The following is a 13,903-nucleotide window of genomic DNA, read 5'->3' as shown; positions in this document are numbered from 1 at the left end:
TGTGCTGGCAGCGGCCATCGCCATGCTATTCTCGGAGGTTGCCTCGGCGCACGAGGTGCGCCCAGCCTACCTCAGCGTTCAGGAAGAGGCGCCGAACGAGTTCAGCGTGCTGTTCAAGACACCGATGCAGGGTGACGCGCGACTGGCGCTGTCGGCAGCATTCTCGGGCAAGGTCGAGAACCTCACGCCGGTCGTCTCGCGCCCGACCGGCGACGCAATGGTACAGACCTGGCAAATGCGCGCGGTCGAGCCGTTGGAAGGCCAGGTGGTATCGATTGACGGCCTGCAAAACACGATGACCGATGCGCTGGTGCGCGTCGAGTTCGCCAGGGGCGACGTGTGGATCGAGCGGCTGACACCCGGCGCCCCGGAAGCGACGATTCCTGCAACGCCAAGCCGCTGGTTTACGGCCGCCACTTATTTCAAACTTGGCGTCGAGCACATTCTGTCAGGCTTCGATCATCTGCTTTTCGTGCTTGCCCTGCTCATCATCACCGAGGGCTCGTGGCGGCTCGTCAAGACGGTCACCGCCTTTACCGCTGCGCACAGCATCACGCTCGCGCTGGCGACGCTCGGCTTTGTCAACGTACCCTCGCCACCGGTCGAGGCGGTGATTGCGTTGTCGATCGCGTTCGTCGCCGTGGAGATCATCCACGTACGGCAGGGGCGCAGAAGTTTAGCCGCTCGAGCACCCTGGCTGGTGGCATTTGCTTTCGGGCTTCTCCATGGCTTCGGTTTTGCCGGCGCCCTTAGCGAGATTGGACTGCCGGCGGGACAAATTCCCGTTGCGCTGCTGTTCTTCAACCTCGGAGTGGAAGTCGGACAGCTTCTTTTTGTCGGAGCCGTGCTTGCGCTGGTCGCACTGGGGGTTCGCAGGCGATCGCTGCCGGCCTGGCTGGATCTCGTACCGCCATACGCTATCGGCACGATTGCAATGTTCTGGGTGATCGAACGTGTGGCGACCTTTTGAGATTGTCGGGAAGGGCGGCATATGAACACCTCGCGCAGGGATCGGCGAACCGGGCTGACAAGCGCAGCACTGGCATCGCTGATGTGCATGATTGCCGCGGCGTTCCTGCTGACCGCCACCCCGGCGCATGCTTGTGTGCTCTGTATGCCCTATCCCAAGGTGACGAATGCCGACCAGGTTGTCGCGAGCGGCACGGCGGTCTTCGCGCGCGAGAATCCGACAAGACCTTTCTCCTACGTCGTGCTGGAAACATTCAAGGGACGCTACGACGGCAGCGCCATCCCTCTGTTCCTCGATTCGACGACGGCCCGCGTCCTCCAGCTGTATCCGGCTCTCCAGGTTATTCTTGTCCAGAACGGTCCCGGCGGGGCCTGGAGGGCGCTTGGCATGGCGGGGCGCGAGTATCAAAGTGTAATGCGCCAGATGGCGCAATGGGACAAGAGCTCGAAGACGCTGGCCGAACGCGCGGTGTTCTTCGCCACTTACCTCCGGCACGAAGATCGCAGGCTCGCCGAACTGGCCTTCCTCGAGGTCGCGCGCGCGCCCTACGCAACGTTGCGCGTTCTCAAGACAAAAGTTGCGCGTGACGACATCTATCGAATCGTCAACGACTTGTTTCATGTCGAATGGCATGGGCTCTACATCCTCATGCTGGGCATGTCGGACCGCCCGGGCGACATCGCCTTCGTTCGCGGAAAACTGAAGACCGCGGCGGAGTACAGGCTGACGATCAACCTCGGTGCCTATGCCACTGCGCTCATCGAGATGACGGGCGCGGACGGGGTGACGCAGCTCGTGGAAGAATACTTCGTCGAGCCGGGCCGAAGTCATGCTGAGCTGCTCGAAATCGTGAGAGCATTGTCGGTACAGGGGACGGGCGGGGCAGTCGAACTGCGGTCCGCGATTATCGAAGCTTACGGTCGCCTGCTCGCGCATCACCCCGAGCTTGCCGGAAATGTCGCAAATGATCTGTCCGATTGGAAAGTGGTTCGTTTCGTGCCCCGGCTGCGTGAAATCCTGGATGCGGGCGTTGGCCTGGACGAAGCATCGCGTTTCGCGATCGCTATGTACCTTTCAAGCGCTGATGAAGGCGGGAGTTCCAAGGCCGTGTTCACGCGGTCCGGTGGTCTCCGATGACCAGTTTTCCAGGGAATGATTGGCTTGGGCATGCACCAAACAGGTGGAGGAGGACCATGATGAGAACGCTCGGACTTTTGCAGTTTGTTTCAGTCGCCGCTCTTGGAGCTGCAAGCATGACAGGCGCGCTGCCCGCTGCAGCGCAGGATACCGGCACCCTGGACAAGCAAGCGGCGGGGAAGGTCTTTCCCGCCAAAAAGCCCTATTCGCCGGCGGCCGGCCGAAATTTCCCGACGCGGCCGCTGTTTGGCGACACGCACACTCATACCTCGTTCTCGATGGATGCTGGCGCTTTCGGCGCGCGCCTGGGACCACGCGAGGCCTATCGGTTCGGCAAGGGCGAGGAGGTGATGGCTTCGTCTGGGCAATTGGTGAAACTGTCGCGGCCGCTCGATTTCCTCGTCGTGACCGACCATTCCGACAATATGGGCTTTTTCCCGGATCTGCTTGCGGGCAAGCCAACGCTTCTCGCCGATCCGCTCGGCCGCAAATGGTACGATATGGTCCAGTCGGGCAAAGGCGCCGAAGCTGCGGTCGATATCATCACCTCCTTTGGCGCCGGCAAGTTCAAGGGCCCGATCCTCTATTCCCCTGACTCCGCCCCCTATCGCTCGGCATGGCAGGAGACCATCGACGCGGCAGAGGAGGCGAACGAGCCGGGACGCTTCACGGCGGTCATCGGCTACGAATGGACCTCCAACACGGGCGGCAACAATCTGCATCGCAATGTGCTGTTCCGCGACAATGGCGACCGCGCCAGCCAGGTCGTCCCATATACGGTCCTTTCTCCCGGTAGCGATAATCCGCGCGACCTGTGGAAATGGATGTCGGCCTATGAGGAAAAAACCGGCGGTGACGTGCTGGCGATCGCGCACAACGGCAATCTCTCGAACGGCATCATGTTCCCGATGGTGGAACCGGGCATTAACAAACCCATCGATCGGGAATATGCCGAAACGCGATCCAAATGGGAGCGGCTTTACGAAGCGACCCAAATCAAAGGCGATGGAGAGACGCATCCTTTCCTGTCGCCGAACGACGAGTTCGCCAGCTTCGAGCGCTGGGACAAGGGCAACCTCGACCTGACGGTCGTCAAGACGCCCGACATGCTGGAGTTCGAATATGCGCGCTCGGCGCTGAAGAATGGGCTCAAGCTGGAGAAAGAACTCGGCATCAATCCATACAAGTTCGGCATGATCGGCTCGACCGATGCGCATACTGGGCTGGCCGCGGTCGAGGAGGACAATTTCTTCGGTAAGACATCGAGCAGCGAGCCCAGCGCCGAGCGGGCCACGCACCCGTTCATCAAGACCGAGAAGGCGACCATCATGGGCTGGGAGCAGACGGCGTCCGGCTATGCCGCGGTGTGGGCGACCGAGAATACGCGTCATGCCATTTTCGATGCGATGGAACGCAGAGAGACCTATGCAACAACGGGTCCGCGGATGCTGGTTCGCCTGTTTGGCGGCTTCGACTTCGTCGCCGCGGATGCCGATACCCGTAGCCCGGCGCTGGCCGGCTATACCAAGGGCGTGCCGATGGGTGGCGATCTCACTGCCGCGCCGGAAGGCAAGGCGCCGACCTTCCTGGTTGCAGCGCTGAAGGATCCGATCGGCGCAAACCTCGATCGCTATCAAATCGTCAAGGGATGGCTGGATGCTACCGGAAAGGTGCAGGAAAAGGTCTACGACGTTGCGTGGTCGGGCGATCGCAAGCCGGGCGCGGACGGCAAGGTGCCCGCTGTCGGCAGCACAGTCGATGTCGCCGACGCCATCTGGACCAACACGATAGGCGCCCCGGAACTGGTCGCCGTCTGGACCGATCCAGAGTTCGATCCGACGCAGCGGGCGTTTTATTACGGCCGCGTGCTGGAGATCCCGACGCCGCGCTGGACGGCCTACGACGCCAAGTATTTTGGAGTGAAAATGCCGCCGGAAGCGACGATGGAGATGCAGGAGCGCGCGTACACCTCGCCGATCTGGTACAATCCGGCCGGCTAAAGGAAACGCCGGATTTTGCTTGGCTGGTGTTGGGGCAGGCGGATCGTGCGCCGCCTGCCAAGACAGGAAGGCTCAGACATGCGACAAGCGTTCTCCTTCCTCAAAACGACCCTGATCGGCGCTTGATTGTCGTGTTGCCGGTCTGGCCGGTTGTTCTGGCGATCATTCGCGCGCTGAGTCAGATCAAGTCCGCGATCGAGCCACTGACGAACAATGTCACCAGTGCATTTTGCGGCGCCGATTGCGATCGCGGCGCTGGTCCTGCTGTTCTCATGTTCGTCAGGGGGCCTACTCATCCAGACAGCGAGCCGTAGCAGGCTTGATAGTAGGGGCGGTCGAGGCGGCTGACGGTATTCGCGCCAGGTTACGTCTGCCCCGCGGCCTAACGGTCGGCGCGACGGGCGGCGGTGCCGACAACAGTATGAAACCGGCACTCGTCGGTAGCGTGGGAAATCGCTCGACCGCTTTCCCAAGGCAAACGCGCTCCAGCGCTGGCCTTGGGAACGAGGGCCACCTGGCATGCTGTTGGCGATCCGATGGAGTTGGGCACGACAGTCTTCCGCAGGGGATTGAACTTCCTTCCTGCGGAGGCTTCCGCCCGGATCACCGTACCCTCGCGTGTTGAGGTTTTCGACCCACCGCCGCCGCCTCGTTTCTTCGTCAATTACGGGGTGGTCCACGTAACTTACATACTGCGGCTGGCACGTCACGAATGCCGAGCCTAGGTTGCTTTGATAACGTGGCGCAATGCTAGCGAGTATCGGCCAAAAGGCAAAAAAGCATTTTCAGCGGCAGCGCGTCGGGTCCGCAGTCGGAATTCTCAATCCGCCGCCGGAATCACACTTCTGTTCTGTTCCCGAAAAAATGAGAACACCAGCCCGCCTGCCGGCGCGAACTAACGAAATGAATTTATGAAACACACGAATTCGACAACTCATCGAATGATAAAGGAGCACGGCAAATGTTGACAAAGCGAGATCTACTTCGCTCAGCCGCGGCGATTGCCGCTGGCGCCGCAATTGCGAAGCCAAGCCTGGTGATGGCGCAGAGCTACCCCGGCATCATCGAGGCCAAGGACATCGCCGAGGAGGGCTTCATCTACGGCCTGCCGCTCGTGATGAACTATGCGGTGATGAATGAATTCGCCGTCGACCCGAAGTCCAGCCAGTTCAAGGCGCCGTTCAACGAAATCAACAACATGCATCAAGTCGCCACTCCGGCGGACACGGCAATCATCACCCCCAACAGCGACACGCCATACTCCATACTGTGGCTGGACCTGCGTGCCGAGCCGATGGTGATCTCAGTGCCGGCGGTGGAGAAGGAGCGCTATTATTCGGTGCAGTTGATCGATGGCAACACGTACAACTTCGGCTACATCGGCAGCCGCGCTACGGGGAACGATCCGGGCTCCTATCTCGTCGTCGGACCCGACTGGAAAGGCGAGAAGCCCGCCGGCATCAAGCAGGTATTCTCCTCGACCACCCCGTTCGTGTTCGCCAACTTTCGCACCCAGCTTATCAACCTGGAAGATATGCCGAACGTCGAGAAAATTCAGGCCGGCTACAAGGCGCAGCCGCTTTCCGCGTTTCTTAAGCAACCCGCCCCGCCCGCCGCGCCGACGATCGAGTTCCTTCCTGCCACCACAGCCGGGATCAAGGACAACTTCTTCCAATATCTCGATGCGGCCCTGCAATTCGTCCCCGAGACGCCAAGGGACAAGGATATCCGTGCGAAACTAGCGAAGATTGGCATCGGTCCCGGAAAAACCTTCGAGTTGAAGGATTTATCGGTCGAACACAAAGCAGAGATGCTGATAGGCATGAAGCAAGGTGACGGTAAAATCAACAAATGGCTGGCCAGCGGAAACAAACCCATCAACGGCTGGAACGTCAGCTCGCTTCTTGGCGACGAGGCCTTCTACAACGGCGATTGGTTGCTGCGGGCCGGAGCTGCAAAGGCAGGCCTCTATGGCAATGATGCAGCGGAGGCCATGTACCCCTTCACCAGAACGGATGCCGCCGGGGAACCGCTCGACGGCAGCAAGCGCAACTACACTCTCACCTTTCCCGCCGGGCAACTCCCGCCAGTGAATTCCTTCTGGTCGGTGACGATGTATGACGGCAAGAGCCAGTTCCTGATCAAGAACCCGATCAATCGCTATCTCATCAACTCGCCGATGTTGCCCGGCATGAAGAAGAACGAGGATGGCTCGCTCACCCTTTATATCCAGAAAGACAGCCCCGGCACGGACCAGAAAGCGAACTGGCTGCCTGCGCCCAATGGCACGATCTATCTCGTGATGCGCCTGTACTGGCCGAAGTCGGAAGCGCCGTCGATCCTGCCGGCTGGCGAAGGGACGTGGCAGCCGCCCGGTATCGAAGTGGCGCAATAATTATCCCGACCAGGCTGACGCGTGGCGTCGGATATAGATGAGGAGAGAATTATGATACGCATGACGGGACTGCTCTGCGCCGCCGCCGCGGTGGTACTGATGGGCTTGGGCACTGCGTCCGCCGAAGCGCCCAAGATGAAGATGACGACGCCGATACCGGATTCCATCATCACGCCGGAGAGTTTGGACACCAGGCTTGGCAAGCTGAACTTTTTCGACGGCTTCCCGGATGACGCCACTTCGGAGAAGCTTTACGACAACCTCGACTTCATGCGCGGCGTCGACGCCTTCCTCAACGCCATGCCCGGCGCATCGGTTGAAGCCTTGCGAGTCGGACTGGCAAAGCAGGGCGCCGACAACAATCAGACCATTCTGATCTTCGAAAACCTCATGGACTCGCATTCGTTGTACCTGACCGGCAACACCGAAAGCATCTACAATCTGATGTGGCTGGACACCAAGGCCGGTCCACTGGTCATCGAGACGCCGCCCAATATCCTGGGCATGATCGACAATCACTGGTTCCAATATGTTGGCGATGTCGGCAATGCCGGTCCGGACAAGGGCAAGGGTGGAAAATACCTTCTCTTGCCGCCAGGCTATGAGGGCGAGGTCCCCGAAGGTTATTTCGTATTGCGGACGTCGACCTACGGAAACCTGTTCTTCTGGCGTGGCTTCCTCGAAAATGGCAGCACCGCAACTGCGGTCGAAAACACCAGGAAATTCGCCAAGGTGTATCCTCTTTCGGACGTCGGCAATCCGCCGCCAATGAAAATCATCAATACGTCTGGCAAGGAGTACAACACCATCCATGCCAATGATTTCCATTTCTACGAGGAAGTGAACAACATCGTCCAGTACGAGCCGAATGAGACCTATCACCCGGAAGTGCTGGGACAGCTCGCCGCCATCGGCATTGTAAAAGGCAAACCCTTCGCACCCGACGAGCGGATGAAGAAGATCCTCACTGAATCCGTGGCCGTCGGCAATGCGACAGCGCGCACCATTACCTTCAAGACTCGCATGAAGGACGCCTACTACTATCCGGACAGTGCCTGGTTCACCGGCTTTGTCGGCGGCAGCTACGAGTTCCTTCTGCAGCCCGGCGTTCGCTATCTGGATGCCCGTGTCCTGTTCCACTACTATGCGACGGGCATCACGCCGGCCATGGCGATAAAGCGCGTCGGCATCGGTTCGCAGTACGCAGGCGCCACGACCGACAAGGACGGCAAGCCGTTCGATGGCGGCAAGACCTATAAGGTGCATCTGCCGCCAAACATTCCGGCAAAGAATTTCTGGTCGTTCGTCTTGTATGACAATCAGACGCGTTCGATGCTGCAGACGGACCAGCAATTCCCTAGCATCGGCAGCGACAAGAAAGACATTGTGATCAACGCGGACTCCTCGGTCGATGTCTGGTTCGGCCCGACGGCGCCGGAAGGCAATGAGGCCAACTGGATCCAGACAGTCCCCGGCAAGGGCTGGAACGTTCTTCTTCGCCTCTATGGTCCGCTGCAGCCGTGGTTCGACAAGACCTGGAAGCCGGGCGAGATCGAACTCGTCCCGTGACAAGTGGATACGGTTGGCGATGGGGCGCGGATCCCATGGTCCCGCTGGCGCTCTTCTCATTCAACGTCGGCGTCGAACTTGGCCAGCTGATATTTATTGCCGTCGTGCTGGTCGCCATTCATCTAGTCCAGCGCGTTTATGAATTGCCGCGGCAGGCGGTTGTCGCGTCAGCCTATGTCATCGGGACGATCGCAGCGTTCTGGAGCATTGAGCGCGTTGATTCAATGTTCATGTAGCGGGCGTGGAGCGACCCCACGGGTACGATGAAATCCGAGCAGCGATCCGATCCGCAGGAAGGCTCTGACCCGTGGGTGGATGCTCGCCCCGCTTCATGCCTTTCTCAGAAAGGTCAGGCCGAGTTCGGATGACGTGGACAGGACCGCGCAGCTCTATGGCGTGTCGCTCACCGCCTCCAAGGGGGCCTTGCTCTTTTTCAGGATTTGGTTTGCCTGATGAGCAGCGGCCGCAGTCTCCCCGCCACCCTCGACGTGAACGGTGGGAACCGCGATCTTGATACCGTTCTCCTCGAAGGCCTTCTTGATCATCATGAAGGCGCGCCGCTTGATGCCGAATTGGGTCCCGGGCTTTGTCATCAGCTTCATCCTGAGAACGATCGCGTAGTCCCCGAAATTGTCGATGCCTTGCATCTTGAGCGGCTCGATCGTGTCAGCCGCAAATTCCGGGTCTGCCGCCAGCTCCTGGCCTATCTTCTTGATCAGCTTGCGCGCCAGGTCCACGTCGGAATCATAGGTCACGCCGATCGTGATCTTGTCCATCACCCAATCCCTGCTCATGTTCTGGACCGCCCCGAGTTCACCGAACGGGACGGTATAGATGGGGCCGCGATGATGCCGCAGACGCACCGACCGCAGGCTGAAGGATTCGACCGTGCCTTTGTAGCTGCCGCTCTGGATGTATTCACCGACCCGGAAGGCGTCGTCCATCATGTAGAACACGCCGCTCAGCACGTCCTTGACCAGGGTCTGCGAGCCGAAGCCGATGGCGATGCCGAAGATGCCGGCGCCGGCAATCAGCGGGAGTATCTTCACGCCGAGCCCAGCGAGGATCGTTAGCACGGTGACCGCGGCTATGAACACGGCAAGGGCGTTGCGGAATATCGGCAACAGCGTGCGCAGCCGGCCGCTGCGGGCCAGCTGGTCGGCGCTGCTCCCATCCGCCTGCGCGAGGTTCATGCGATATTCGATCAAGGCCTTCGACAGTTGCCAGAGCAGGTCGGCGATCAGCAAAATGATGATGCCGTGGAGCAGCCCGGTTATCAGGAAGCCGCCGGTTTCGCTGCCGGCGAGGCTCGCGGCCCTGATCCGCCAGATATGGGCGAGCCATGCCACCGCCGCGGCAATGACCGCCGCCCTGGCGCCCCTGACAATGAGCACGTTGAGTGCGACGCCCATCGCGCCGCTGCGCTTCGATTTGCCCGCGAAAGCCTGTGCCGCGGCGCCGACGCCGCGCAAGGCTGTCGGCAGCACCAGGGCGAAAATCCCAAGCCACAGGACGCCGAGCAGGCCGGCGACCCAAGCCATCCAGAGCACGATCAGGGACAAGGTGAGAAACCATTGCTTGACCAGGGAGCCTCGCCCGTCGGGCCGTTGCCAGACGACCTCGATTGCGGTCGCCAGAACGCCAAGCCCGAACAGGAAGGCGGCGAGCTCTGCAGCCTCTTGAGAGAAGCCCAAGCCAGGCATGAGGCTGGCGATCGCCCAGCCGAACAGCAGGAACCCGGCCACAAGGCTGACACGCCACCGCCAGAAACGGGTCGAAGCTTCGCTTTCGAAAAGCCGAGTCGGCTTGTCCGAGGGGGCGCTTGTCGCACCGCCGAACGCAAACAGCAATCGGGCTGCCGCCCGAACGATACGGAACGCGATGAACGCAAGAAGCAGGGTCAGAATGATCCTGCGGAGCAAGGGTGGCCATCCGAGTGCCAAGAACGAACCGGCGCTGGCGAGAGCAAAAGTCAGCAGGGCGACAGTCTCGAAGAGGACCGCTTGTCCGGCGTCTTCCTGAGCAACCGCGCTCATCGTCCTGGCGAGCGCTCGTCGGACCGCCCACTCGGCTCCGAAACCGACCGCGATCAGGACCGCCAGGATGCCCATGACCAGCCCTGGCCTGCCGGAGTTCACGTCACGCGAGACAATTTCGGCGGCTCGCGAAAATTCTTCCGGCAGGCGCGGGATCGCGGCGCCGAGCGCACCGATACGGGCACGAATACCCGTCTCCACGCTCAAGATGTCCTCGGAAATGGACAGGCCGGGCTCGTCCGTGGCCGCTGGAATCTTTCCCTCGAGCCATGCCTTTAGTTGCGGATCGGACAAAAGCTCGAGGAACTGCTTTGCCTTTTCGGGCGGAAGGTCGGGGGAGGGCTGTTGAGCTAGGGAAGTTCCTTGCAAGAGCGCTAGCAAGAGCACCACGACAACTGGCAAGAACCCGAGCCGTAGCTTGTAATTCATGAGCGCCTCGAGTTTTGAATGCCGCCGCTGCACATATTGGCTCCTCGCCCTTTTATGGGCAACTGCTCTGGCTGCATGCTACGTCTCCGGGCAGAGTGGCTGCAAGCTAAGGGCGCAATCAAAATCCATCGGACTCTTTGTGCCGCTAAAACCGGACCACGAGTCCCAGAATCGGACCTTGCTGCACGACATCGAGGAAACCGCCGTCGTTGCTGTAGTCGCCGCCCAGTGCCCGGTACCCGATGACCGATGAGATGCGATCGTTGAAACGATAGCCGACCGCCCCGGCGACATCCCAGTCGATGTCGGCTTCGCCGGCGCCGACGAGCCCCACCGGTCGACCTCGGGCCTGACCGAATAGTTTCCACGAAGACCGGCCATGGCATCCACCCAGGCTGCGCCCGTCGCTTCACTGAAGGAGAAGTCGGTGTCGACCGTCCACACCCTACTGTCGCGGAATGCCTCATTTGCGGATCGCAAATTCGGCATACGGTAGGCGTCGCTTGCCGCCGAATATCACTGCTCCCTGCCAGGTGTTTTGCCGTTTGCTGCCATAGCGCCATCCCTTATGCGCTAGAATGCGCATAGTCTTTTTGATGGTGCCAGTATCAGTATGTAAGTTACGCAGTCGGACTGTTGCTTGGTGAAGCTGTATCCGCCGATGGCCGAGGATTGACACGCTTGTGGCAGCGGTCCTCAAAGAACCCGCAATGTCTTCCCGATCCGACCCAAGGCCATTGCGCGGTATATCGGCGCCGGGAATTGGATCTCCCTGCTTTCATTTGTCCCGTCGAGCTAGACCGTATCCTGGATAGCCCGCTTTCGATGCAACCGAGCGGATTCCGTCCGTAGGTTACCGTTAATTACCTTCCGCCCCGAGCGGCAATAGGCGAACCTCACGAAGGGCGATTTTGTCGGGGGCATGTCTGAGGCGTCCTGCCACCAGTTTCGTCTCGTCGACAGAACGCGGAGCATGCCAGGGAACCGAAAACTCGGGTCATCCTGGAAAAGCGGTACAGTCAAAGGAGGACGTCAGATGAGTGACAAGCAGGCGAATCCAGACCGACAACCGAACCGGCGCGACATTTTGCTGACCGGAGGATCTGTGCTCGCCATTTCGGCTGTCGCATCCGGAATAGCCACGAGCGCGAAAGCTCAAGCAGCCGGCGCAAAACCCAACATCCTCGTCATTTTCGGCGATGACGTCGGTTATTGGAACCTCAGCGCCTACAACCGGGGCATGATGGGCTATCGCACGCCGAACATCGATCGGATCGCCAAAGAGGGCGCGATCTTCACCGACCACTATGCCCAGCAGTCCTGCACAGCCGGGCGCGCCGCATTCATTACCGGCCAATCCTGCTTCCGCACCGGCCTGCTGAAGGTAGGCCTGCCGGGTGCCAAGGAAGGGCTGTCGGAGAAAGACCCGACACTTGCGGAACTGCTCAAGCCGCAGGGCTATGTTACCGGGCAATTCGGCAAGAACCATCTCGGCGACCGCAACGAGCATCTGCCCACCGTTCACGGCTTCGATGAGTTTTTCGGCAATCTCTATCACCTCAATGCCGAGGACGAGCCTGAGCATCCCGACTACCCGAAGAACCCCGAGTTCAAGGCCAAGTTCGGTCCACGCGGCGTGATGAAATGCAAGGCCAGTGCAACCGACGATCCTACCGAAGATCCGCGCTTCGGGCGGGTGGGTAAACAGGAGATCGAGGATACCGGTCCGCTGACGAAGAAGCGCATGGAAACTGTAGACGAAGAGTTCCTCGGCAGCGCGCTCAACTTCATCGACCGCTCGAACGCCGACGGGAAGCCGTTCTTCTGCTGGTTCAATTCGACCCGGACCCACATCTACACGTTTCTCAAGGAGGCCTCGAAGGGCAAGACCGGTTTGGGCATCTATGCGGACGCCATGGTGGAGATGGACGGCATGGTTGGCCAGCTTCTGGGCAAGCTCGATGACCTCGGCATCGCCGACAACACCATCGTCCTTTGGACGACCGACAACGGCGCGGAGGTTTTCTCGTGGCCGGACGGCGGCACCACGCCCTTCAAAGGCGAGAAGAACACAAACTGGGAAGGTGGCTACCGCGTGCCGTGCATGATGCGTTGGCCGGGCGTCATCAAGCCCGGAACGGAAATCAATCACATAACGTCACACGAAGATTTCGTGCCGACGCTGGTCGCAGCCGCAGGCGAACCAGACGTGACGGCCAAGCTGTTGAACGGATACGAAGCTGCTGGCAAGACGTTCAAGGTGCATCTGGACGGCTACAACCAACGCGACGTGCTGGCCGGCGAAGGCGAAGGCAAGCGCCACGAATACTTCTACTGGACCGATGACGGCAATCTCGCCGGCTTGCGTTACGAACGTTGGAAGATGGTCTTCCTCGAGCAGCGCGAGGAAGGCCTGGCCGTGTGGGAGAACCCGCTGATTCCGCTGCGGTTCCCGAAGCTTTTCGACATCAAGGGCGACCCGTTCGAACGGGCGCAGACGGACGCCGGGGAATACGACAGATGGCGTGTCGAGCACGCCTTCGCGCTCGTGCCGGCACAGGCTTATGTCGCCAAACACCTGCAGACCTATGTCGAATTCCCGCCGCGGCAGAGGCCCGGCAGCTTCGCGCTCGACCAGGTCCTGGCGAAACTGCAGGAGGGTGGCAGACACTGAATCTTCGCTTTGAATAGGCCGCGCTCGCACTATCGGCAGGCGCGGCCTCCAAGCCAACTCGGAAGCAGGTCAATGGCAGTCGCGAACAACAATCCCTCGACCGAGACCATTGCTCAGAGGGCAAAGAACGAGCTGCGCGAGTACGCGCTCCTGTCCTTGTATCTATTCGTCTGCTTTGGTGCGCTCGTTCTCTACAAGGCAGCGATCCTTGGCGAGGAGGGCATCAGCTATCTGCCATCAGGCCTGGCGGCCATCAAGGCACTGATCCTGGCGAAGTTCATAATGCTCGGGCAGATGATTCGATTGGGCGACCGGCGCGGAGGAGGAAGAATCGCCTACGTCATAGCCTACAAGGCCTTGCTCTATCTGATCCTGCTTCTCGTTCTCTCGGTCATCGAGGAAGTCGTCGTCGGTTTGATTCATGGGCGATCGGTCGCCGCCTCGCTCGCTGAGTTCGGAGGCGCCAAGCTGCCTCAGACGCTGGCGACAAGCCTGATCATGCTGCTGATATTGATCCCCTATTTGGCGTCCAGGGAACTGAATGTCGCCCTTGGCGAAGGCAGGCTCTGGACGCTGCTGCTCGAACGCCGCGACGGACCTCGGTCAGCCGGTTTGGCAGCTGCCGCGAAAGAGCCAGGCCCAACGAACCCGAGCGATCACCCTTACCAGTGATCGCTTTTTGATGATGGCGCT

9 protein-coding genes and 1 pseudogene are annotated in these 13,903 nt (G+C 60.3%); 8 read left to right on the top strand and 2 right to left on the bottom strand.

Going from position 1 to position 13,903, the window contains the following annotated elements:
- The first annotated feature begins 22 nt into the window (after positions 1–22).
- The 6 genes from AC0L2R_RS03165 to AC0L2R_RS03140 all read left to right on the top strand — a co-directional run bounded on the left by AC0L2R_RS03165 (position 23) and on the right by AC0L2R_RS03140 (position 8,307).
- Positions 23–970 (top strand): HupE/UreJ family protein, encoded by a 948-nt coding sequence (locus AC0L2R_RS03165; protein ID WP_473507741.1) that lies wholly within the window; start codon positions 23–25, stop codon positions 968–970.
- A 21-nt stretch (positions 971–991) separates the two neighbouring features.
- Complete coding sequence (locus AC0L2R_RS03160; protein WP_473507693.1) at positions 992–2,107, top strand: hypothetical protein; 1,116 nt, start codon at positions 992–994, stop codon at positions 2,105–2,107.
- A gap of 116 nt (positions 2,108–2,223) precedes the next feature.
- The gene (locus AC0L2R_RS03155; RefSeq protein WP_473507692.1) at positions 2,224–4,107 is read left to right on the top strand and encodes a DUF3604 domain-containing protein; all 1,884 of its coding nucleotides are present in this window, start codon (positions 2,224–2,226) and stop codon (positions 4,105–4,107) included.
- A 961-nt stretch (positions 4,108–5,068) separates the two neighbouring features.
- Positions 5,069–6,502 carry a DUF1254 domain-containing protein gene (locus tag AC0L2R_RS03150; RefSeq protein ID WP_473507691.1) on the top strand — a complete coding sequence of 478 codons (1,434 nt, stop codon included), beginning with the start codon at positions 5,069–5,071 and terminating at the stop codon, positions 6,500–6,502.
- Between the two features lie 51 nt (positions 6,503–6,553).
- The gene (locus AC0L2R_RS03145; protein WP_473507690.1) at positions 6,554–8,071 is read left to right on the top strand and encodes a DUF1254 domain-containing protein; all 1,518 of its coding nucleotides are present in this window, start codon (positions 6,554–6,556) and stop codon (positions 8,069–8,071) included.
- Between the two features lie 35 nt (positions 8,072–8,106).
- Complete coding sequence (locus tag AC0L2R_RS03140; protein WP_473507689.1) at positions 8,107–8,307, top strand: HupE/UreJ family protein; 201 nt, start codon at positions 8,107–8,109, stop codon at positions 8,305–8,307.
- A 153-nt stretch (positions 8,308–8,460) separates the two neighbouring features.
- Here AC0L2R_RS03140 and AC0L2R_RS03135 read toward each other — a convergent pair whose 3' ends face one another.
- Both AC0L2R_RS03135 and AC0L2R_RS03130 read right to left on the bottom strand, forming a co-directional pair.
- Positions 8,461–10,536: a mechanosensitive ion channel domain-containing protein gene (locus AC0L2R_RS03135; protein ID WP_473507688.1), complete on the bottom strand. Its 2,076-nt coding sequence runs from the start codon at positions 10,534–10,536 to the stop codon at positions 8,461–8,463.
- Between the two features lie 145 nt (positions 10,537–10,681).
- Positions 10,682–10,983 (bottom strand): annotated as a pseudogene (locus AC0L2R_RS03130) (hypothetical protein); the annotation flags it as partial.
- Positions 10,984–11,572: 589 nt separating this feature from the next.
- Between AC0L2R_RS03130 and AC0L2R_RS03125 the strand changes: the two are divergent.
- The gene (locus tag AC0L2R_RS03125; RefSeq protein ID WP_473507687.1) at positions 11,573–13,210 is read left to right on the top strand and encodes an arylsulfatase; all 1,638 of its coding nucleotides are present in this window, start codon (positions 11,573–11,575) and stop codon (positions 13,208–13,210) included.
- Positions 13,211–13,282: 72 nt separating this feature from the next.
- Complete coding sequence (locus AC0L2R_RS03120) at positions 13,283–13,882, top strand: hypothetical protein (RefSeq protein ID WP_473507686.1); 600 nt, start codon at positions 13,283–13,285, stop codon at positions 13,880–13,882.
- Positions 13,883–13,903: the final 21 nt, after the last annotated feature.

The sequence above is a fragment of the Mesorhizobium sp. WSM4820 genome (assembly GCF_055811075.1).
This window is presented reverse-complemented; position numbering and strand designations above follow the sequence as displayed.